This window comes from Pseudofrankia asymbiotica (genome assembly GCF_001983105.1).
Taxonomy (GTDB): Bacteria; Actinomycetota; Actinomycetes; order Frankiales; family Frankiaceae; genus Pseudofrankia; species Pseudofrankia asymbiotica.
In genome coordinates this window covers 89609-110998 of sequence record NZ_MOMC01000031.1, presented here as the reverse complement: position 1 = coordinate 110998, position 21390 = coordinate 89609, and the positions used below count along the sequence as shown (strand labels likewise).

21 protein-coding genes and 1 tRNA gene are annotated in these 21390 nt (G+C 71.8%); 12 read left to right on the top strand and 10 right to left on the bottom strand.

Annotated features, from left to right (window positions below; genetic code table 11):
• Positions 1-83 precede the first annotated feature (83 nt).
• A complete protein-coding gene (locus BL253_RS16420) occupies positions 84-1457 on the top strand; it encodes an ABC transporter substrate-binding protein (RefSeq protein WP_198946283.1) in 1374 nt (457 codons plus the stop codon).
• A gap of 260 nt (positions 1458-1717) precedes the next feature.
• Here BL253_RS16420 and BL253_RS16415 read toward each other — a convergent pair whose 3' ends face one another.
• The 8 genes from BL253_RS16415 to BL253_RS16380 form a co-directional block, all read right to left on the bottom strand.
• The gene (locus BL253_RS16415) at positions 1718-2491 is read right to left on the bottom strand and encodes an ATP-binding cassette domain-containing protein (protein WP_076817852.1); all 774 of its coding nucleotides are present in this window, start codon (positions 2489-2491) and stop codon (positions 1718-1720) included.
• Complete coding sequence (locus BL253_RS16410; RefSeq protein WP_076817850.1) at positions 2488-3252, bottom strand: ABC transporter ATP-binding protein; 765 nt, start codon at positions 3250-3252, stop codon at positions 2488-2490. Before BL253_RS16410 ends, BL253_RS16415 begins: the two co-directional genes overlap by 4 nt.
• Positions 3249-5519 carry an ABC transporter permease gene (locus BL253_RS16405; RefSeq protein WP_076817848.1) on the bottom strand — a complete coding sequence of 757 codons (2271 nt, stop codon included), beginning with the start codon at positions 5517-5519 and terminating at the stop codon, positions 3249-3251. The genes BL253_RS16410 and BL253_RS16405 overlap by 4 nt, the downstream gene beginning before the upstream one ends.
• A 3-nt stretch (positions 5520-5522) precedes the next feature.
• On the bottom strand, positions 5523-6083 hold the full coding sequence (locus BL253_RS16400; protein ID WP_198946282.1) for a hypothetical protein: 561 nt from the start codon (positions 6081-6083) through the stop codon (positions 5523-5525).
• 331 nt (positions 6084-6414) lie between these two features.
• Positions 6415-6762, bottom strand: coding sequence for a hypothetical protein (locus BL253_RS16395; protein WP_076817846.1), 348 nt, complete (start codon positions 6760-6762; stop codon positions 6415-6417).
• A gap of 77 nt (positions 6763-6839) precedes the next feature.
• The gene (locus BL253_RS16390; protein WP_076817844.1) at positions 6840-7934 is read right to left on the bottom strand and encodes an NAD-dependent epimerase/dehydratase family protein; all 1095 of its coding nucleotides are present in this window, start codon (positions 7932-7934) and stop codon (positions 6840-6842) included.
• Positions 7935-9458, bottom strand: a complete 1524-nt coding sequence (locus tag BL253_RS16385; RefSeq protein ID WP_076817843.1) for a helix-turn-helix domain-containing protein — start codon at positions 9456-9458, stop codon at positions 7935-7937.
• 274 nt (positions 9459-9732) lie between these two features.
• The gene (locus BL253_RS16380; RefSeq protein WP_241834852.1) at positions 9733-9981 is read right to left on the bottom strand and encodes a hypothetical protein; all 249 of its coding nucleotides are present in this window, start codon (positions 9979-9981) and stop codon (positions 9733-9735) included.
• A gap of 454 nt (positions 9982-10435) precedes the next feature.
• On the opposite strand from BL253_RS16380, the gene BL253_RS16375 reads away from it, so the two are divergent.
• The 10 genes from BL253_RS16375 (at position 10436) to BL253_RS16335 (ending at position 19309) form a co-directional block, all read left to right on the top strand.
• Positions 10436-11842, top strand: coding sequence for a nicotinate phosphoribosyltransferase (locus BL253_RS16375; protein WP_076817837.1), 1407 nt, complete (start codon positions 10436-10438; stop codon positions 11840-11842).
• A gap of 338 nt (positions 11843-12180) precedes the next feature.
• Entirely contained in the window at positions 12181-12915 is a 735-nt protein-coding gene (locus BL253_RS16370) for an NUDIX hydrolase (protein ID WP_076817835.1), read from the top strand.
• Positions 12916-12990: 75 nt separating this feature from the next.
• Entirely contained in the window at positions 12991-13281 is a 291-nt protein-coding gene (gene clpS, locus BL253_RS16365) for an ATP-dependent Clp protease adapter ClpS (RefSeq protein WP_076817834.1), read from the top strand.
• A 61-nt stretch (positions 13282-13342) separates the two neighbouring features.
• Entirely contained in the window at positions 13343-13897 is a 555-nt protein-coding gene (locus BL253_RS16360; protein ID WP_076817913.1) for a DUF2017 domain-containing protein, read from the top strand.
• Between the two features lie 103 nt (positions 13898-14000).
• Positions 14001-14405, top strand: a complete 405-nt coding sequence (locus tag BL253_RS16355; RefSeq protein WP_076817911.1) for a M67 family metallopeptidase — start codon at positions 14001-14003, stop codon at positions 14403-14405.
• Between the two features lie 47 nt (positions 14406-14452).
• The gene (locus tag BL253_RS44750) at positions 14453-14584 is read left to right on the top strand and encodes a putative leader peptide (protein WP_274535216.1); all 132 of its coding nucleotides are present in this window, start codon (positions 14453-14455) and stop codon (positions 14582-14584) included.
• Positions 14585-14870: 286 nt separating this feature from the next.
• On the top strand, positions 14871-15152 hold the full coding sequence (locus tag BL253_RS16350) for a MoaD/ThiS family protein (RefSeq protein ID WP_076817832.1): 282 nt from the start codon (positions 14871-14873) through the stop codon (positions 15150-15152).
• A 37-nt stretch (positions 15153-15189) separates the two neighbouring features.
• Complete coding sequence (locus BL253_RS16345; RefSeq protein ID WP_076817830.1) at positions 15190-16137, top strand: PLP-dependent cysteine synthase family protein; 948 nt, start codon at positions 15190-15192, stop codon at positions 16135-16137.
• 194 nt (positions 16138-16331) lie between these two features.
• Entirely contained in the window at positions 16332-17960 is a 1629-nt protein-coding gene (locus tag BL253_RS16340; RefSeq protein WP_241834850.1) for an NAD(P)H-binding protein, read from the top strand.
• Positions 17954-19309, top strand: a complete 1356-nt coding sequence (locus tag BL253_RS16335; protein WP_076817827.1) for a cryptochrome/photolyase family protein — start codon at positions 17954-17956, stop codon at positions 19307-19309. Before BL253_RS16340 ends, BL253_RS16335 begins: the two co-directional genes overlap by 7 nt.
• Before the next feature lie 246 nt (positions 19310-19555).
• Here the strand turns inward: BL253_RS16335 and BL253_RS16330 are convergent, their stop codons facing one another.
• Complete coding sequence (locus BL253_RS16330; protein ID WP_241834849.1) at positions 19556-20425, bottom strand: 1-aminocyclopropane-1-carboxylate deaminase/D-cysteine desulfhydrase; 870 nt, start codon at positions 20423-20425, stop codon at positions 19556-19558.
• Positions 20426-20711: 286 nt separating this feature from the next.
• Here BL253_RS16330 and BL253_RS16325 point away from each other — a divergent pair, with 286 nt between their 5' ends.
• Complete coding sequence (locus BL253_RS16325; RefSeq protein ID WP_076817908.1) at positions 20712-21143, top strand: ATP-binding protein; 432 nt, start codon at positions 20712-20714, stop codon at positions 21141-21143.
• A 76-nt stretch (positions 21144-21219) separates the two neighbouring features.
• Here the strand turns inward: BL253_RS16325 and BL253_RS16320 are convergent.
• Positions 21220-21303, bottom strand: a tRNA-Leu gene (locus BL253_RS16320).
• Positions 21304-21390 lie beyond the last annotated feature (87 nt).

Genomic DNA, 21390 nt, shown 5'->3' with positions numbered 1-21390 from the left:
AGCCGCGTCCCGATTGGCTGGTGCCGGCGGGGTGTCGGCGCGAGATCAGCGTGACAGCGTCACGGAACTCACCAGGGGAGAGCATGTCCATCCGAGCCCGAGCGCTCGTCGCCGCTGTGGCGTTGTCGACGTTGGCCCTGACCGCCTGCGGTAGTCGGGTCGACAATGCCGGGAGCGACACCGGAAACGGCGGCGGCACTGCCACCGGCGACACCACGCAGGCGGCGTCCGCCAACACGGCGTCCGACACCGGCGTCACCCCGACCGACATCAAGGTCGGCGTGATGGCGGCCGCGAACAGTGCCCTCGGCCCGGACACCTTCTCGGCGACCTCGTTCGGCGCGCAGGCCTACTTCAAGGCGCTCAACGACGCTGGTGGGGTCAATGGCCGGGAGGTCACCGCCGAGACCTGCGACGACAAGGGCAACGGCGACGGCAACGTCGAATGCGTCCACAGCCTGATCGACGACAAGAAGATCTTCGCCTTCGCCGGCACGACGTCCTTCGACTACGCGGGCGCGCCGTACGTCAGCCAGAAGGGCGTTCCCGACGTCGGCGGCGAGCCGGTCTCCGGAACCGCCTACTACCAGTACCCGCACCTGTACTCGATCTACGGCGGCTTCGGCTACCCGCGGGACGGCAAGGCGCCGGGCTACGACGGCAAGCTGTACGCCGGCACCGAGAACTACCGCTGGTTCAAGGAGAAGCTCGGCGCCAAGACGGCGGCGGTCGTGTACTTCGAGATCGGGCCGTCCAAGCAGTACGCGGACTCGATCGCGGCGGGCCTGCAGAAGGAGGGGTACAAGGTCGTCAAGGAGTCGATCGATCTTGGTCTGCAGAACTGGGACGCGGCCGTGCTGGACATGAAGCGCCAGAATGTCGACCTCGTCTTCGACGCGCTGACCGCCCAGGCCAACGTCTCGCTGTGCCAGTCGATCCAGGCCAACAACATGCCGCTGAAGGCGAMGGTCACCACCACGCAGAGCTGGTCCGACACGGCTGGTCAGGCGTACTTGCTCACGCCGACGTGCAAGAACAACCTGTACGCCATCAGCCAGAGCCAGAACTACAACAACGTGGATGACCCGGAGGTCAAGAAGTACCGGGACGCCATCGCGAAGTACTTCCCGGAGCGGGTCAGCAAGATGAACATGTGGATGTTCGAGGGCTACATCTCGGCGATGTGGCTGACGGACGCGATGAAGTCCTGCGGAGCGGACCTGACCCGCAAGTGCGTCGACAGCTACATGAGCACGACGACCTATGACGCGAACGGCCTGCTCATCCCGCACAACTTCAAGGTCGTCGACCCCCCGCCGGCGACCCACACCGGCTGCCTGAACGTGGTCCGCTGGACCAACAAGGCCCCGACCGGCAAGGAAGGCTGGACGTCGCAGACCGACGACATGACCAAGAACTGCTACACCACTCCAATGTTCAGCTTCAACGCCGGCTGACGGTCTCACCCGGCTGAAGAAATGCCCCCGAGGGGCATCTGTAGGGAACTTTCGAGGGGCGTTGGCCCCGGCGGACCGCCGGGGCCAACGCCCCTCGGCGTTCCCGACGTGGTTCCAACCTGGGCGACCATGGAGATCCCCAGCCGCCTGGACGGGCAGAGGACGACGGTGGGAGTCGGAAACAGCTGACCCCGCCTGTCCAGAGGACGGGCGGGGTCAGCGTCGTTCGCGGTCACCGCGTCGCGGCGCGGGTGCGGGGCCTAGGCGTGCGCGAGCTCCGCGGGGTCGCCGACGAAGGAGCGCTCGCCGCGGTGCAGGACGTAGGCGAGGTCGGCCATGCCGAGCGCCGCGTCGGTGTACTGGTCGGCCAGGATGACCGTCGTACCGCTCGCGGCGACGGTCGAGAGCCACTCGAACAGCTCGGCGGCCACCTTCGGCGACAGGCCCAGCGAGAGCTCGTCGACCATCAGCACGCTCGGGCGGGCGAGGAGGGCGCGGGCGAGCGCGAGCATGCGCCGCTCGCCACCCGACATCGAGCCGGCCCGCTGGGGCAGCCGGTCACGCAGCTTCGGGAAGGCCTCCAGCGCGGGCGTGATGTCCGGGTACCCGGCGGCCTCGGCGACGACGAGCAGGTTGTCGCGCACAGAGAGGCTCGCGAACACGGCCCGCTCGTCCGGTACCAGCAGGAGGCCGCGGCGCGCCCGCTCGACCGYGGGCATCTTGTTGATGACCTGGTCGCGCCAGGTAAGCGTGCCGCTGCGCAGCGGCACCAGCCCGGCGAGTACCCGCAGCGTCGTGCTCTTGCCGGCACCGTTGACACCGAGCAGCGCGGTCACCTTGCCGGACGGGATGACGAGGTCCAGGCCGTGCAGCACCTCGACGACGCCGTAGCCGGCGCGGGCACCCGACAGCCGCAGCTCGATGCCGTCGGGGGCCGCGGAGCCGGCGCGCGCCGTCGCCGCGGCCGCGGCGGCCAGGGCGCTGGCCGACGAGCCGGCCGCGATGGCGTCGGACGAGGAGTACGGAGCGGTCATGCCTTCGTTCCCTGCGCGAGGTAGACGGACTGGACGGTCGGGTCTGCGCGGACCTCCGCGGGGCTGCCATGGGCGACGACCCGGCCGCCGACCATCGCGTAGACCTGGTCGCACACGGTGAACACGAGGTCGACGTCGTGGTCGACGAGGACGATCGCCACCCCGTTGGCGGCGATCCGGCGCAGCAGCTGGGAGAACCGCTCGGTCTCGGCGGCGTCCAGGCCGCTGGCCGGTTCGTCGAGCAGCAGCACGTCCGGCTGGGTGCACAGCGCCCTGGCGCACTCGGCCAGCCGCAGCGMTCCGGTGGGCAACGACCCGGTGATCACGTTGGCCACGTCGGTCAGGCCGAGGGAGGCCAGCATCTCGTCGACGACCTCATCGTGCCGAGCGTTGCCGCGTAGACCGCGGCCGAACAGGCCGCCGGCGTAGTCCCGGCGCCGGTTCTCGACGCCGACCAGCAGGTTGTCCCGCACGGTCATGCTGGTGAACAGCGACGGCACCTGGAACGTCTGCACCAGTCCCAGCCGGGACCGCTTGTCGGGGCGGAGCTTGGTGATGTCCCGGTCGCCGAGCAGCACGGCGCCCTCGTCGGGCTGCTCGACGCCGGTGAGCAGGCTGAACACCGTCGACTTGCCGGCGCCGTTCGGACCGATCAGCCCGGTGATCAGCCCGGGCGGCGCGGACATGTCGACGTGGTCGACCGCGGTGAGCCCGCCGTAGCGGCGGACCAGGCCGACGGCGCGTAGTTCGGCGCGGCTCACCGCCGGCCCCCTTCCAGGTGGTTGCTGCTAGCGGCGGCCGGCAGGGAGCCCGCCGGCCGGCCAGCGGCCGGTGCGGGGATCTGGGCGGATGGCCCGGTGGCTCCCGGGCCCAGCGCGCCGAGCAGTGCCCGGCCGAACAGGGTGAGCGTGAGGCCGCGCTCGGCCGCCACCCGCTCGGCGGCCGTCACGCCCGCCAGCGGGCCACTGACCCAGACTGCCGCCGGGGCCGTGGCCAGGATTCCAGCCCGATCGGCGTCGCCTGTCCGGGAGGCCCAGGGCGCTGCGTCGGCCGGTGCGGCGGGGCGGGGGATCGCCGCGCCGAGGCCCGCCGTGGTCGGCGTCCGCCGCACGGGGCGGGGCAGGTCCTCGGGCTCGACGAACTGGTCGGCGAGGCGCTGGGCCACGAACCGCACCAGGCCGCGGACCGCGGAGGCGAGGCCGCCGGGCATCCARCTCAGCGAGAGCGCGAGGATGCCGATCGCCAGCGTCGACGAGCCGGACGGGGCGAGCACGTCGATCGCGACGATCAGGGACGCGCCGATGATCGCGCCGACGGCACTGTCCGCGCCGAACACCACCATCGCGGTGAACCACAGCAGGCTCTGGATCGGCTGGAAGGTCGTCGACGAGAAGGACGAGGCGCCCTGCACCAGCAGCGCGCCGCCGAGGCCGGCGACGACCGAGGACATGGTGAACGCGATCAGCTTGAGGTTGCGCACGTCGACACCGACCGCCGCCGCGCCGCCGGTGTTGTCCCGCACCGCGAGCAGCGCGCGGCCCAGCCGGCCGCGGTGCAGGCTGCGCACGGCGAGCAGGCCGAGGCCCAGGCCGACCAGCTCGATGATGTAGAACGCCTTGTCGTTGAGCTGCCAGCCGCCCAGGTACAGCGGATTGACGTAGAGGCCGCTGGAGAACTTGGGCTGCTGGAAGACGAACTGGCTCACGACCGCGCCGACGGCGAACGTGGTCAGCGCGRGCGTGAGGCCCCGCCGGCGGATCGCCGGGTAGCCGGTGACCAGGCCGACCGGGGCGACGAGGATCGCTCCGACCAGGATGGCCAGCAGTCCCGGCAGCCTTGGCAGGCCGAGGAAGTCGCCGTTCGCCAGCTTCAGCGAGAACAGCGCGCCAAGCCCCGCGTAGCCGGCGACACCGAGCGACACCTGGCCGCTGTAGCCGGTGACGATCACCATCGACAGCAGGATCAGGGCGACGGCCGGGACGTCGAAGGCCGAGCGCAGGTCCGAGGACCGGAACAGCAGCGGCGCGAGCAGCATGATGAAGCCCGCGAGCTTCCAGACGACGTCCTTGCTGCGTTCCTCGACCGTGCCGGCCGCGTCGGGCGCGCCGCGGCTGGAGAACCGGCCGGCCGAGCCGGCGTCCCCCAGCTCCTTCAGCTTCGGAATGGCCAGCAACAGCACCAGCAGGGCGACGACGAAGAGGTTCGACTGGAGCGAGCGGTAGACGTCCGCGAACTGGCCGTCCACTTTGAACTGGGTCAGCTCGCTCTGCAGGATGCCGATCGCGAGGCCCGCGAACACGGCGATCGGCAGGCTCGCGAGGCGGGCGGCGACGACGACCGCGAACGTCTCCAGCACGATGAGCGACAGCCCGTACGGGGAGAGCTGCAGTCGGGGCGCCAGCAGCACGCCGGTGAACCCGGCGAGCGTCGTGCCGATCGCCCAGCCGACGGCGGCGACCCGGTCGGCCGGCACCGAGGACAGCTCGGCGAGCTGGYGGTCGTCGACGACGGCCCGCATCTGCCGGCCGAACTTGGTGCGGTTCTGCACCACTCCGAGCGCGACGCAGCTCACGACGATGAGAACGAGCGTGCTGATCGTGTCGACACCGATGCGGTGCCCGCTGATCCCCACCGACTTGTTGGGGAACAGCGGCGGGGTGTCGTTCTTGGAGCCGAGCCCCCAGATGCCGGCGCACATGCCGAGCGTCAGCACCAGCACGCCGAGGCTCGCGACCAGCGACTCGGCGGCGGAGGCGCGCCGCCGAGCGAGCGGGCGGAAGACGAACCGTTCCAGCAGCAGGCCGAGCAGGGGCGAGAGGATGGCGAGCGCGATCACGGCCGAGAGCCACTTGGGCAGGCCCCACTCGACCGCCATCTCCCGGTACACGTAGGCGACCAGGGCCGCGATGCCGCCCTGGGCGAGGTTCAGGACGCCGTTGGTCCGGTAGGTGACCAGCAGGCCGATGCCGGACAGCGCGGCGATCGCGCCGATGGCGAGGCCGGCGAGGGCCAGGTCGACGCTGATCATCGGTTAGCCGACCAGGATCGGCGCGCAGACCGAGCACGGCGAGAGGCCCCGCCCGCCCACCTGCGACGCCTCGACCCGCTGCGCGGCCTTACCGGCCAGCAGCTCGCAGCCGGGCCGGTGGAAGGTGCGCCCGCCCGGCACCGCGTAGACCGAGCCGTCGTCGACCGTCTGCGCCAGCGGCTGGACGGCTGCCGGCGTGGGTGCGCTCGCCTGCGCCGCCGGGGCGGCGTTCGCCGCGGCGACGACCAGCGCGTGCAGGTCGTCGACCTGCGTGGCGAGGCGCGTCTGAGCGGCCGTCGCGCGGCTGGCCTGCGTCGAGTCCAGCCGGTCGGCGATCAGCAGGCCACTGCCGACAAGCACGAGGGCCAGCCCACCGAAACCGCCGGAGACGACGTAGGGCAGCTGGAGCCCCGGGTCGGTCTCGCCCGAGACCCCCAGGTAGCAGCTGAGCAGCAGGACGGCGCCCGCCGCGATCACCACCCAGCCTCGTAGCGCCCGGACGACGTCCACCACCAGCCGCGAGGTGGTCCGCGACTCCGTCGCGCCAGAGCTCTGTTCGTCCACCGTGTTCCCCCAGGAACGTGTTCATCCGGAAGCCGGACGGGATAGTCCGCCGGTCCTCCGCCAAGGCGACCGATCTGGCGACACGCGGACACGTGCGCCAGGGAGATCGCCAGCCATTAGACGCCAGATTAGTGTGCGGAGGTGGCGACGTGTGTCCATGGGGGTGGTCGAGCGGAATCGCGTGTACGACTGCTCTGTCTGCCGACCAGCGATTTCGCCGGAACTGGTCGTCTTCATGACTCTGCGCGATCCGCTGTCGGGCCCGCCCTTCAAGGCGATTCTCGCCCGCGAGCCTCCGAGGAGACGCCCGGATGGTCACGGACCGTCCACGTCAGCTGGGGCGGCGGGGGTGCGGCGGGGTAAACGCGAAGGCGGTGGCGGCCTGCCCGTCGTTGTCGTTGTCGCCGGTGGTGTCCGCCGTCTCGGCCGGGGCGGGGAAGGGCGCGCAGTAGTCGGCCCAGACCTGGCGGCGGCTGTCGCGGTGGCGGTCCTCGACCTCGAGCGGCGCGGGCAGCGCGCTGAGGGCCACCTGGAGGTGTGCCCACTCGTGGGCGGTCTCCCAGGCGGTGAAGGAGCCGAGATGCTCTCCTTCGTGGTCGTACACGTGGTACGGGCGGCTCGCGTGGGCCGCGGGCACCGGATCGTGACCTTCCGCGTGCTTCCAGAGGCAGCTGGTCATGGGCCTCGCTTCCGGCGCGACGACAACGACCTTTCCAGGGTTCCGGCGGCCGATGGCGATGGTCCAAGGCCCTGGCGTCATAGCGGTGCGGTTCTTCTCACATCGGTGTGGGCGTCCGTCGCGCCGCCTACTCCGCCCACGCCGCCGCCACCGCCGGCGCTGGCGGCGCTGGCGGCGCTGGCACCGTCCAGCGGGCCGTGCAGGAGCGACCACCGCCACGCGTCGGCGATGATCTGGTCGAGCTTCGAGTGGCGGGGCTGCCAGCCCAGCTCCGCGCGGATCCGCCCGCTGTCGACCACCAGGGACCGCGGCTCGGTCACCGGCGGCCCGAACTCCCGGCGCACCGGCCGGCCGGTCACCCGCTCCACGGTGGCGAGCACCTCGTTGACGGACACGCCCGCCCCGCCGCCCACGTTGTAGACGCGCCGCTCGCCGGGCGGGACGGCCGCCAGCGCCAGGGCGTACGCCTCGGCGACGTCGCGTACATGCACGTACTCGCGCAGCGCCCGCCCGTCACCGTTGATCCGGAAGGTGTCCGTCCTGCCCGCGGCGACCAGCAACGCGGCCGGGATGATCCTGGTCGTGTCGCGGTCGACATGCCCGGGCACGCCACCGGACACGTTGAACGAGCGCAGCACGACGGCGCCGATCCGGCCGGTGGCGGCCTGGTGGGCGATCGCGTGCTCCGCCGCGAGTTTCGAGGCGGCATACGGCTGCACCGGCTCCGCCGGCTGGGACTCCGGTACCGGGGCCAGGCCGGGGTCGCCGTAGACCGTGCCGGTCGAGCCGAACACGACCACCGGGCGCGGCCCGCCCCCCGCGACGCCCCGGTCGAGCGCCACCAGCAGGTTGACCGTCCCGGTCACGTTGGTCTCGAAGTAGCGCAGCGGCTCGTCGCGCGACTGGCGCACCCGGGTCAGGGCCGCCAGGTGACAGACCCCGTCAAAGCCCCGGTCCAGGCGCGCCTCGGCCAGCGAGCGCGGGTCGAGCAGGTCGCCCACGACGACCTCGATACCCCGCCGGAGTGCCGGCACGTTCTCCGCCGGCTCGCCGCGGCGGACCAGCGCCGTGACCTGGTGCCCCCGGGCCGCGAGCAGGTCGGCGACGACCCCCCCGATGAATCCGCCAGCCCCGGTGACCAGGATCTGTGAACGTCCCCCGCGAGACGGCACTCAGGACGCCGCTCGAAGCCGAAGCCCCGGCATCAGCTGCTCACGGTGGCGCCAGGCGAGCTCGAGGCAGGCGGCCGCGGCCGGTGCGAGCGGCTCGCTGTCGATCAGTCTGCGCAGGGTGGCGTAGGTGAACGGGATGCCCTCGGCGACGGCGCGGTGCGGCCCCGCGGAGACGACGGTGCCCTCCGCGTTGCTGTGCACCATGTCCGCGAACAGCGCGTCGAACGTGTCGGCCTCGATGACGACGACGGTGAGGATCTCGGCGAACAGGGTCAGCGCGTCGACGCCGACCCCGAAGCAGGACACCCGCACCCGGCCGTCGCGCCGCGCCTCGTCGAAGGTCCGGAACGGCTCGTCCGCGTCGTAGTCGATCGGGGCGGACGAGTTGCCGTCGTGCTCGGTGTTGCCCAGCAGCTCCTCGGACAGCTCGCGCATGATGTTGCGCCACAGGTCGAAGTCGGCGCGGTGGTGGAACGGCGTGATGCCGGACGGCTGGAAGACCCCGGCCGGGATGACGTGGTAGACGCCGCCCGCGGTGGCCACCGACCCGGCGCTGCGCCGGTGCAGCAGGAAGCTCGCCGAGTCGCGGTCGGCCCGGATGGTCAGCGTGTTGATCGACGGCAGCACGGGCCGGCTGGCGAGGTCGAACGGGTCGCCGACGCGGCGGCGGAACGGCAGCGACGGCCAGGCGAGGCCGCCGGACATCATCGCGGCGGCGGTCTCGTGCGCCACCGTCTCGCAGACGTCGACCGGGTCGAAGTAGGTGGTGTGGCCGAACGTGAGCATGGGGCGCCCGGCGTCGCCGCCGCCGGGCCGCGCCACGCCGCCGGTGAGACGCCGCGGCGCGTCCTCGTCGCTGGCGATGTCGACGAGCCGGAAGCTCAGCCGGTTCTCGAACAGGGTGGGCCGGTCCAGGTCGCGCATCGCGCGGGTGTAGCGCTGGTAGCGCACGTACGGGCCGCCGTCGGCGATCAGCGGACGGGCGCCGTCGGTCTCCGGCTCGCCGCCGGTGAGGACCGGCTCGGGGACGTCGTCAGCCCAGCGCAGCCCGACCTCGTCGATGTCCAGCGGGCGCGGCCAGACCCACCCCGGCCTGGCCAGCAGGCCGGGGAAGAGGCGGTAGGTCTCCGGGTAGAGGCCGGAGGCGGCCTTGGCGAGCTTGATCCGGTTGCGGTTGAGGGTGTCCCGGGTGACTCGCCAGGCGCGCTGGCTCGCGGCCGCCTGCTCGGTGAACGCGTCCCGCGCGGCGTCGCGGCGCCGGTCGCTGAGCGTGCCCGGCGCGAGGCCGACGTCCTCGGGCGAGAGGTCGAGGTGGCGGGCGATGTGGCGCAGCGTCGAGATGTCGTGGATCGCCCGCCGGCCGCTCTCGACCTTGGAGACATACGACTGGTCGAAACCCAGCTGATCAGCTAGTTGTTGCTGGGTGAGGCCGTGCGCCTGCCGGTAGGCGCGAAGCAGCTGGCCGACGCCGACGGGAGCAGGGGTCGGCCGTGGCGGCGTCCACAGCCAAGTCTGACCGGTCACCCGGTGTCCTCTCGGGTCGTAGCTGGGTTACAGGACGTGAGCCTAACTAGTCGGGCATCTGCAGGCGCATAGGACAATTGGTACATACGTTCCGGGAGGGCGGCCGTAGGGGTGTGGATCGCCGGCTGCCTACGCGGGCGGACGCGATGCGGACCCACCGGGATCCCGTCGTGGCGAAGGGCCCGCGTCGTCGACCACTGCGTCACCTTCGTCAGGCGCCCGTCGATGTCCCGGTGTTCCTGAGATGTTTTGTTGCTTTTTAGTTGTTGGCGGGTCACTTGTTCGGGATGCCATCCGCCAGGTCGAGGAAGACGACCACCACGATGGCGATGGCAACCCAGCGCAACAGACCCATACGGCCCCAGATCTCACGCGCGAGGCTTCTTCCAGCTCGGCCACCGAGCACCAGCAGGGCAAACAGTGYCCCGCCGACGACGACCAGAAATACCCCCGCATAGTTCCCGTGCACGCTCACAACGATCGCATGCCGCCCTCCGTGGACGGTCACGTCATCCGGGATCACGCCGTCGACCGCGACGCTGGCGGCACGATCCCCGGGCGGCGCGGACGCCGGTCGACCAAATGAGGTGACCAGTTCATCAGCGCACGTCCGGTGAGCCCGCGCACGTCCTAGCCTGCCCGAACCCGCCCGGCTTTCGACGCGGCCCGCCCGTGTCGGGCGTGATCTGCCTGTGTGCTCCCCTCGTGTCGCCCCCGCCCGGCGCCGCGGGGGCCGCCGGAGACCCCATGGCGGCGGGTATTTCCCGGTCGCGCTCCCATCGCTCGTTCTGGGCGCCGCCTGCCCAGTCCAGACGGGCATGGCCGGGCTGAGCTGGGCCGACGCGACGTGCCCGCGTCCCCGCCGGCCCCTTGAACCTCGCGGCGCCAGCGCCGGCCGGTGACAACGCATCGGCGAGGTACTCACTGTTCGGACCATTCCCGCACGTCGAAGCGTGGGGATACCTACCCTGGTCCGGATGTCCACGGCGCTTCTTACAGATCATTACGAGCTGACGATGCTCCGCGCGGCCCTGAAATCGGGTGCCGCCGGGCGACGGGCCACCTTCGAGGTGTTCGCGCGGTCACTGCCCGCCGGCCGCCGGTACGGCGTCGTCGCCGGTACCGGCCGGCTGCTGGAAGCGCTCGCTGACTTCCGATTCGGCCCCGACGAGCTGAGCCTGCTCACCAGTACCGGCGTCGTCGACGCCGAGACGGCTGACTGGCTCGCCGGCTACCGCTTCTCCGGGGAGATACATGGCTTTGCCGAGGGCGAGCCCTACCTGCCGGGAACTCCCGTGCTGGTGGTGGAGGGGCCGTTCGCCGAGTGCGTGCTGCTGGAGACGCTGACGCTGTCGGTGCTCAATCACGACAGCGCGATCGCCGCCGCCGGCGCCCGGATGGTGCAGGCCGCCGGCGACCGGCCGCTCATAGAGATGGGCTCCCGGCGTACCCACGAGGAGGCCGCGGTCGCTGCCGCCCGGGCGGCCTACCTCGTCGGCTTCGACGCCACCTCGAACCTGGAGGCGGCCAGGCGCTGGGACGTGCCGACCAGCGGCACCGCCGCCCACGCGTTCACGCTCATCCACGCGACCGAGCGGGACGCCTTCGCCGCGCAGGTCGCCACCCTCGGCGTCGGGACGACCCTGCTCGTCGACACCTACGACACGCGGGAAGGCATCGCCGCGGCGGTCGCCGTCGCCGGCCCTGGCCTCGGCGCCATCCGCATCGACAGCGGCGACCTGATCGCCGAGGTGCGCGCGGCCCGCGCCCAGCTCGACGCGCTGGGCGCCACCGGAACCCGGGTCATCGTCACCGGAGACCTCGACGAGCACGGGATCGCCCGGCTCGCCGGTGTCCCCGCCGCGGGCTACGGGGTGGGCACCAGCCTGGTCACCGGCTCCGGCGCGCCCACCGCCGGCTTCGTCTACAAGCTGGTCGAGGTCGACGGCCGGCCGGTGGCCAAGACGTCCGTCGGCAAGGCCACCCGCGGCGGCCGCAAGGAGGTGCTGCGCCGGCACGACGCCGACGGAGTCGCGGTCGTCGACCTGGTGGTGCCCGCCGGGTACCGCCCCGGCGGCGGGGGTGGCAGGCGCGCGGCGGGCGGCCTGGCCGACGCGGTCGACGGGCTGGCCGCGGCGGCGCTCGACGGGCCGCTCCCGTCGGTCCTGGCCCCTGGCCGTCTGGGCGCCCCCGGGTATGACCGGCCGCTGCTGGTGCCGCTGGTGCGCGCCGGCACGCCGGTGGATCCCGCGTCGACCGGCGCGACGGGGCTCAGGCGCGCCCGCGAGCACCATCGCGCCGCGATCGCGGACCTGCCCGCGCACGCCCGCTCCGTCACCTTCGGCCAGCCCTGCCTGCCGGTCATCAGCGCTGTCCCAATCTGATGTTGACATTGGTTCGCTGCGCTCGTGCCGGGTTCACGTCCGGCCAGAGGCCGGTCCCAGGGTGGTGACGTTCCGGCGGCACGGCACCGGGCTGGCCCGGAGGCGCGCCTCCGCGGAGGCGCGGCCCCGAGCGAAGCGAAGGGGTTGGGCCGCAGCGGAGGTCGCCGGAGGGCACGTGAGCGGAGGAGGACGCGGCGCGGAGGTCCCTTGGGAGCGACGGGGTCCCTGCGGAATCGGCGAAGCCGATTTCGGAGGTCGTGAGTAAGGGGCCGGAGCGCCGCGCCCGGACGGAGCGAACCATGTCACAGCTGCGGCCGGTCGTGCGAGAAGCTAGATCGGTGAGCCCAGCGACGACCCGCGACGAAGGTGGAGCCAGGGAACACGGCCCGCCGAGTACCAGCGTCACCGTCGACGTCGTGCTGCTGACGCTGCGGGCGGGGCGGCTCTGCGTGCTCGTCATCCAGCGCGACGAGCCCCCCTTCCAGGACTACTGGGCGCTGCCGGGCGGCTTCGTGGACGCCGACGAGGACCTGGACTCCTCGGCGCGCCGCCAGCTCGCCGAGGAGACAGGCGTCACCGCGGCGGGCCACCTGGAGCAGCTCTACACCTACGGCGACCCGGGACGAGACCCGCGCACCCGCGTCGTCAGCGTCGCCTACCTGGCGCTGCTGCCGAACCTGCCGCAGCCGGAGCCGGGCCGGCGCGGCCAGCAGGCCCGCTGGTGGCCGGTCGAGGACCTGGACTCCCCGGAGGGCCCGACGCTGGCCTTCGATCATCCGCGCATCGTCGCCGACGGGGTGGAGCGCGCGCGGAGCAAGCTCGAGTACACGCCGATGGCGGCGGCCTTCTGTGAGGAGCCGTTCACCCTCGCCGACCTGCGCCGGGTCTATGAGGCCGCGTGGGGAGTGAGCCTGGACCCGCCCAACTTCCGGCGCAAGGTGCTCAGCACACCGGACTTCGTCGTCCCCGTCGGCGCGGTGAGCTCCCCGCGCGGCGGCGGCCGTCCCGCCCAGCTCTACCGTCGCGCTTCCGCCACCGCCCTCTACCCTCCGCTGCTGCGTCGCTCCGTATAGCGACCTGCTCGGGTGGCGGGCGTGGAGCTCCCGCCCAGCGGGAAGGTGGCGGCGGAGTGGGTAACAATAGGGATCGTGACCGCGACAACCGTCTCACCCGCCGACATCGAGGAGATCGACGAGGAGCTCAGCGACGACCGGCCGTGGGTCACGGTCGTCTGGAACGACCCGATCAACCTGATGTCGTACGTGACCTACGTCTTCCAGAAGCTGTTCGGCTACGACAAGGCGACGGCGCAGAAGCTCATGCTCGACGTTCACCGCAAGGGCAGGGCCTCGGTGAGCAACGGCACCCGTGACGAGATGGAGCGCGACGCGGCCCGTCTGCACACCTACGGCCTCTGGGCCACGGTCATACAGGATTAGCTGGCTCGTGAGTTCGATGCGCCCCCAGAGCGGGGGCATACCGCTGGATGAGGACGAGAACGTGGGGTTCTACTACAGGTTCCCGGACTGCTTCCGGCGTACGGCCGACGGCGTGGAGCTGCGCCTGCCCCGCTGGGAGGGCACGATCCTCGCCGAGCTGGTCCGGCTGATCGACGGGATGCTGGAGCCGCCGCCGGTCGATGACCCGCTGGAGGCGCTCGTCGGCCTCCGCGACACCGCCCCGCCGCCGCCCGAGGACCCGGCGGTGGCCCGCCTGCTGCCGGACCCGTACCCCGATGACCCGCTCGCCTCCGGCGACTTCCGCCGCCGCCGCACCGACGACGCGCTGGCCCACAAGCGGGCGGCCGCCCGACGGGTGCTCGCGACCCTGCCCGGGCCCGACGAGGTGCTGTTGCTCGACGAGGAAGCCGCCCAGGACTGGCTGACCACGCTGAACGACCTGCGCCTCGTGCTCGGCACCCGGCTCGGCATCACCGACGACAACTACCTCGACGAGCTCGGCGAACTGCCACCCGACGACCAGCGCGCCCCGTTCGTGGAGATGTACGAGCTGCTGACCACCCTCGTCGACAACCTCGTCCAGGCTCTCTTCTAGGCGCCTGGCCACCAGGCGCCTAGCCGTCCAGGACCTTTCAAGCCAGGACCTTTCAAGATCTTCCGTGGCGGGGTCCGTGGATCGGTGGGGTAGCTTGTTCGGCGTGCTGCGAATTGAGCGCGCCCTGTATCAGGCGATCGTCGACCATGCGCGCCGTGACCACCCGGACGAGGCCTGTGGGGTGATCGCCGGCCCGGCCGGCTCGGACACGCCGGCCCGGTTCGTCGCGATGGAGAACGCGGAGCGTTCGCCCACGTTCTACCGCTTCGACTCGATGGAACAGCTGCGCGTCTGGCGGGAGATGGACGACCGGGACGAGGAGCCCGTCGTCATCTACCACTCGCACACCGCCACCRAGGCCTACCCTTCGCGCACGGACGTCTCGTACGCCTCCGAGCCGGGCGCGCACTACGTGCTGGCCTCCACCAGGGAGCCCGACGTCACCGAGTTCCGGTCGTTTCGGATCATCGACGGCGCCATCACGGAGGAGCCGGTCGAGATCGTCTGAACCRCTGTCCACGGTGTTCGTGTCATATCTGTGCAACGATGGCTGCTATGACAGCGCCCCGCCACCCGATGCGGCCCCACGCCGCGGTGGCCGAGGGCGTTCCGGAGCTGCGCCTCTTCGCGCGTCTGCACGTCGACCTGCTCCGGGTCGCCAGTGCCAGCTGTCGCGGCGCGCACTGACCTTCGCCGCGCTCGTCCGCGCCGCCGGGAAGCGAAGGCAGCGCCGACGGTGTTCCAGCTAGGGATCGCCGAAGGCGCGATCATCTCCCTGGGCGCGGGCCCCCGAGGCCCTGAACCCTGAAACACTGGAGGCCGCTCGCCGCGCMGGTCAGGCCATCCGGCCGCGAGCTTGGACGCTGGTTACGACGCCGCTACTACATGCACATTTCGCGCCCGGACGCGCCGGGCGCGCCGCCGTCGCCCGCGGGCGAGAGGCGTGAGTGAACCGAGGGAGACGAGGAACACCATGGCAGTCAAGGTCCGCGTGCCGACCATCCTGCGCACCCACACCGGCGGTTCGAAGCTCGTGGAGGGCACGGGGGACACCCTCGGCGCGTTGTTCGTCGACCTCGACACCCGCCACGAGGGTCTCCGCGGCCGCCTGGTGTCCGGCGAGGGCGCAGGCGAACTGCACCGCTTCGTCAACGTCTACATCAACGACGAGGACGTCCGTTTCCTCGGCGGCCTCGACGCGAAGCTCTCCGACGGCGACGAGGTCACCATCCTGCCCGCCGTCGCTGGCGGCTGACCGCGGCCGCGAGCAGGTCACAGATCRGTAGCAGATCATGCGTTACGACTCCCTGGTGAGCTCCGTCGGCCGGACACCGCTCGTCGGCCTGCCGAGGCTGTCACCGTCCGCGGACGTGCGGCTGTGGGCGAAGCTGGAGCAGGACAACCCCACCGGTTCGATCAAGGACCGGGCGGCGCTGTGGATGGTGCAGGACGCCGAGAAGCGCGGCGTGCTCAGCCCCGGCGCGATGGTGCTCGAGCCGACGTCCGGCAACACCGGGATCTCGCTGGCGATGGTCTGTCGCCAACGGGGCTACCGCCTGACCTGCGTCATGCCGGAGAACACCTCGATCGAGCGCCGGCAGCTGCTGGCGATGTGGGGCGCGGAGATCATCTTCTCGGCGGCGGCCGGCGGCTCGAACGAGGCGGTGGCCGTCGCCAAGCGGCTGGCCGCGGAGCACCCCGACTGGGTGATGCTCTACCAGTACGGCAACCCGGCGAACGCCCAGGCGCACTACGAGACGACCGGCCCGGAGATTCTCGAGGACCTGCCGAGCATCACCCACTTCGTGGCCGGCCTCGGCACCACCGGCACCCTGATGGGCACCGGCCGCTACCTGCGGGAGCGGGTCCCGGGCATCACAGTCGTCGCCGCGGAGCCGCGCTACGGCGAGCTGGTCTACGGCCTGCGTAACATCGACGAGGGCTTCGTGCCCGAGCTCTACGACCCGGCGGTGCTGACGTCGCGGTACTCGGTCGGCCCGAAGGAGGCGCTGCGGCGCACCCGCGAGCTGGTCGCCGAGGAGGGCATCTTCGCCGGCATCTCCACCGGCGCGATCCTGCACGCCGCGCTGGCCCAGGCCGACCGCGCGGTCAAGGAGGGCAAGCGCGCCGACATCGCGTTCATCGTCTGCGACGGCGGTTGGAAGTACCTGTCCACCGGCGCTTACGCGGGAACGCTGGAGGAGGCGGAAGCCGCCCTGGAGGGCCAGCTCTGGGCCTGACGGCCTGACGGCCTGACCGCCTCCGCCCGCCCGCCTGCCTCCGCCCGCGGGTCTCTGCCCGCGGGTCTCTGCCCGGCCGCTCCCGTTGCGGCCGGGCTCGCCTACTTACAGCCCACGTGACGAAGCGTGAACGAACCGTCGCGAGGAGAGTTGAAGGGGCTGAGAGCGGGAAGCGCCAGAGCATGAGATGCGTGGTGGTCGGCGCGACTGGCTATGTCGGCAGCCGGCTCGTCCCCGAGCTGCTCGACCGGGGGCACACGGTGCGAGCGGGTGCGCGTACCCCCGCCAGACTGGCCGACGCGCCGTGGCATCGCCGGGTCGAGCCCGTCGCCGCGGACGTGACCGACCCGGACCAGATCGCCGCGGCCCTCGCCGGGCAGGATGTCCTCTACTACCTGGTGCACTCCCTGCACGAACGCGACTTCGTCGACCGCGACCGCGCCGGCGCCCGTACGGTCGCGGCCGCCGCCCGACGAGCCGGCGTGCGGCGGATCATCTATCTGGGCGGAATCAGCCCGGTTGGGGAGCAGCTGTCCCCGCACCTCGCCTCCCGTGAGGAGGTCGGACGGATCCTGGTCGACTCCGGGGTGCCGACGGTGGTGCTGCGGGCCGCCGTCATCATCGGCTCGGGGTCGGCGAGCTTCGAGATGCTTCGCTACCTCACCGAGCGGCTGCCGGTTATGGTCACGCCACGCTGGGTGCACACTCGCGTTCAGCCGATCGCCATCCAGGATGTGCTGTACTACCTCACCCGCACCGCCGACCTCATGCCGGCGCACGTCAGCCGTGGCTTCGACATCGGCGGTCCCGAAGTCCTGACGTACTGGGAGATGATGAAGCGGTACGCCGCGGTCGCGGGCCTGCCCCGTCGGGTCGTGATCCCGGTGCCGCTGCTCACCCCGTGGCTGTCCGCCCAGTGGGTCAACCTCGTGACGCCGGTGCCCCACAGCATCGCCGTCCCGCTGGTGGCGTCGCTCATCAACGAGGTCCGCTGCCGCGACCGCGACCTCGCCGCCTACGTCCCCGATCCCGCGCGCGGCCTCACCGACTACGACCAGGCCGTCGCCCTCGCCCTCGCCAGGACCCGGGAGGCGGCCGTGCCCCCCAGCTGGTCGCGGGCCGCGACGTCCGCGACCTCCGCGACCTCCGCGACCTCTACGACCTCCGCCGGGCCCGCCGGGCCCGCGGGGCCGGCCCGGTCGCCCTCGGAACCGCTGCCCACCGACCCGGCCTGGTCCGGCGGCACCGTCTACCAGGACGTCCGTGAGCTGCCCACCACCGCCGACGCCGGGCAGCTGTGGCGGGCCATCGAGTCCGTGAGCGGTGAGCACGGCTGGTGGCGCGTGGACGAGGTCGAACGGCTGGATGGCGTCGAACGGCCGGGTCGGCTGCGACTACGGCCGCGGTTTCGCCTGCCCGGCCATGCCTGGCTTGAGCTTTCCGTCGCCCCGGGTGCCCCGGGTGCCCCGGGTGCCCCGGGTGCCCCGGGTGCCCCGGGTGCCCGGGGCGCTCCGGGTTCCATCTACCGGCAGCGTGTGACCTTCGAGCCCCACGGCCTCGTGGGCCACCTGTGCTGGAAGTCGCTCGCGCCGCTCCACAGCGCCGCCCTGGGCCGGATGGCGCGTGGCATCACCGACCTGGCGGAGCGTCCGCCGCCGGTCGGGCAGCCGCCGGTGCCAGCCGGGCAGTCATCGCCGCCGACGGGTCAACCGTCGGTACCGGCGGGGCAGTCATCGGCACCGACCGGGCAGTCCTCAGTACCGGCGGGGCAGTCATCAGCGTCTGCCGGGCAGCCATCGACACCAGCGGGGCGATCATGGTGACCACGCTGGCGGTCTTCACCCGTGACCTCCGGGTGCACGACAACCCGATGCTCGCCGCCGCCGCCCACCAGGCCGAGTCCGTGGTGCCCCTGTTCGTGCGTGACACCGGAACGCGCCGGACCTTGTTCGGCTCCGGTAACCGCGAGCGGTTCCTCACCGAGAGCCTCGCCGATCTCGACCACTCCCTGCGAGGGCTCGGGGGACGTCTCGTGGTCCGCGAGGGCGACCCGGTCGAGCAGGTGTGCCGGCTCGCCGACGAGGTCGGCGCCGCCCGGGTCCACATCGCCGCCGATGCCTCCGCGTACGCCCAGCGCCGCCAGACCGCCCTGCGCACGGCGCTCGCCGAGCGCGGCCGCGAGCTGCGCTGCCATGACGAGGTGCATGTCGTGGTCGCCCCGGGCCGGGTCACACCGGCCGACCGCGACCATTTCGCGGTGTTCAGCCCGTACCACCGGCGGTGGGAGGACACGTCGTGGCGACGGCTGGTTCCGCCGCCCGAGCGGATCCGGCTGCCGAAGGTCGATCCGGGACGCCTGGCGTCCGCCAACGCCGACAGGGGGACGGGCAAAAGCGGCGGGTTCGCCGGTGGCGAGGCTGAGGGCCGGCAACGCGCCGAGCTGTGGCTGCGTCAGGACGTCGAGGGCTACGACGACCGCCGCGACCTGCTCGCCGAGGAGGACGGCACGTCACGGCTGTCGCCGTACCTGCACCTGGGATGCCTGTCCGTGCGCGAGCTGGCGACCCAGGCGGGGCGGAGTGACGGGGCCCGGGCGTTCGTCCGGCAGCTGGCCTGGCGGGACTTCTACTACCAGCTCCTGGCCGCGCGCCCCGACGCCGCCCACGACGACTACCGGCCTGACCGGAGCGGAGCGCGCGACTGGCGCGACGACCCGGAGGCGCTGGAGGCCTGGCGCACCGGCCACACCGGCATCCCGATCGTCGACGCCGGCATGCGCCAGCTGCTCACCGACGGCTGGCTCCCGAACCGCACCCGGCTGATCACCGCGAGCCTCCTCACGAAGACCCTCGGCCTCGACTGGCGCGCCGGCGCGGCGCACTACCTCGAGCACCTGGTCGACGGAGACCTCGCCAACAACAACCTCAACTGGCAGTGGGTCGCCGGCACCGGCACCGACACCCGGCCCGGCCGCGTCCTGAACCCGCTGCGCCAGGCCGAGCGCTACGACCCCGACGGCACCTACGTCCGCCGCCACGTCCCCGAACTCGCCCACCTCAAGACGCCCGAGATCCACCAACCCTGGCGGCTGCCAGCCGGCGAGCGCCGCGCCCTCGACTACCCGGCACCACTCCCAAGCCTGGCGGCCGGCCCAAGACCACTGCGCCTCTGATCGGACACCAGCGCGAAGAGAACGGATCCGACCGGCCAGCCAGGAGAGGGCAGAAACGCCGATCATGTTCGGGGCCGAGTGAGGGCGAACCTCTGCGGGGCTGGCACTGGTACKGCAGATGCGGCGCGGCGCGGATAGCCTCGATCGGATGGTCCAGTTGGCCTCAAGGTCAACAGAGGAGACTGGACTGGACACTGCCGTGAGTCGACAGGTCGGTGTCCGCGCAGACCGCCCGCGAGTATCACCTTAAGGTCTGACCGCGTCCGCGCATCGGCCGGTGATGACCGCGACGACCGTCGAACCTGCAGGGATCCGCCCATCCTGGACCATAGCGAAGAGTCCGCACATCATCTTTGCGACGTACACCCAGTCCAGAACTAGGCCGTGTCGCTTGGCGAAGTCGTCGATGAAAGCGTTCAGCGCCGGCGTGCGACGGGCGTAGCCGCCGAAGTGGAACTCCTCGACCACGCGCCAGTTTGTCGTTTCGTGGCCGAATGCCGCGCGCTGGAGGGATGCGACCTCCTCTGCGAGGAAGCCGCCGCCTTTGAGCACTGAGACCCCGATCGCCCGCCGATCTGGGCCGAGGCCGCCGGCGAGGCCAGCGAGCGTGCCGCCTGTCCCGACCGGGCACACCACCACGTCGACGTCGGGGACCTGGCCGACAAGCTCGGCCGCCAGCTCGGCGCAGCCATGGACGGCGAGTTCGTTGCCGCCGCCTTCGGGGAGCAGGTAGAACGGGCCGAACCGGGCAGCCAGCTCGGCCAGAAGGGCCGGGTCTCGCTTGGCGCGATAGCGAGTCCGGTCGAGATAGGTCAGCTGCATCCCACGCTGCTGGGTCGCGCGGGCGAGGACAGGGTTGAGCGGCAGGTGCTCTTCCCCACGAATCACGCCGATCGTTCGGAAGCCGAAGTGCCAGCCGGCCGCCGCGGTCGCGGCGATGTGGTTCGAGTACGCCCCGCCGAACGTCAACAGCGTCTCCGCACCCTGCTCGGCGGCCGCGGCCAGGTTGCCAGCCAACTTCCGCCACTTGTTACCTGGGAAGTCGGGGTGGATCAGGTCGTCCCGCTTGAGCAGCAGCCGCACTGCGCCCAGCCGGTCATCAGACAGCTCGGTCACCGGCGACCGCACTTCAAGCGCCGGTCTGTGCTCTCCGGTCTGTCCGCCCACCCGCGAAGCGTGCCATCTGGCAAGCCTGCCCTTGACGGGTGCCTCGACGCCGACCATCCGAGCGAGCTCGGACACCCGCCGCGTCACTGGGTCCGGAGGTTCCGAGATCCGGAGGCACGCCTCCGGTCGGCGCGTCCGGCGTCGCGATAGACAGGCGGCGGACAATTCGAACTTGACGCCGGCGACGAGTCTCGGGGCCGGAACGACCCAGCACTGGGAGTAGAACGTGGATCTGATGCCTTCGGCCGATGGCACGGGCGACTCCGGCGATGTCCACAGTGGCGGCCTGCGCGACGTCGTGCAGCTCGCCATCCCTGCTGCCGGCGCTTACCTGGTCGTCCTGCGCACCGCGACAGCTTCTTTGGCCGCACGGGCGGACTTCACCCTTGACGACATCGAAGACCTGCGGATCGCCGTGGACGAGGCCTCCGCCCTGCTGCTGGTCTCCGCGATCCCGGGATCGGCGCTGGAGTGCCTCTTCACGCTGTCGCCAGGCCTCATGCGGGTGACCGTCTCGGTCGACAGCCTCGACGGCGAGCCGCCGTCGAAGGACACCTTCGCCTGGACCGTGCTGAGCGCGCTGGCCGGCGAGGTCGGCAGCTCCACCGGGCCGGGCCAGCGAGTCACGATCGAGCTGACGAAACGGCGCGGCGACTTTGGCGGGTAGCCGATCCTCGCGTCCGTGGATCTTCGCTGAGCCTCGACGCGGCTGACGACTCTGGCAAAACGCCTGGTGGTAGGCCTGGTGCGGGAGGGGGGACTTGAACCCCCACGCCCTAGGGCGGCAGATCCTAAGTCTGCTGCGTCTGCCATTCCGCCACTCCCGCGCGGCTCTAGCGTATCGATCGGTGGGAGGCCGGCGGGCGGGTCCGGTAGTCCCGGCGGCGCGTGGCGGTCTCGGCCGCTCGATGGCG

What these genes read in the sequence shown, in the direction of transcription:
- BL253_RS16395 (WP_076817846.1), bottom strand. Translation starts at nt 6,762, where the DNA reads ATGACCAGCTGCCTCTGGAAGCACGCGGAAGGTCACGATCCGGTGCCC.
- BL253_RS16375 (WP_076817837.1), top strand. Translation starts at nt 10,436, where the DNA reads ATGTCCACGGCGCTTCTTACAGATCATTACGAGCTGACGATGCTCCGC.
- BL253_RS44750 (WP_274535216.1), top strand. Translation starts at nt 14,453, where the DNA reads ATGACAGCGCCCCGCCACCCGATGCGGCCCCACGCCGCGGTGGCCGAG.
- BL253_RS16350 (WP_076817832.1), top strand. Translation starts at nt 14,871, where the DNA reads ATGGCAGTCAAGGTCCGCGTGCCGACCATCCTGCGCACCCACACCGGC.
- BL253_RS16345 (WP_076817830.1), top strand. Translation starts at nt 15,190, where the DNA reads ATGCGTTACGACTCCCTGGTGAGCTCCGTCGGCCGGACACCGCTCGTC.
- BL253_RS16335 (WP_076817827.1), top strand. Translation starts at nt 17,954, where the DNA reads ATGGTGACCACGCTGGCGGTCTTCACCCGTGACCTCCGGGTGCACGAC.
- BL253_RS16325 (WP_076817908.1), top strand. Translation starts at nt 20,712, where the DNA reads ATGCCTTCGGCCGATGGCACGGGCGACTCCGGCGATGTCCACAGTGGC.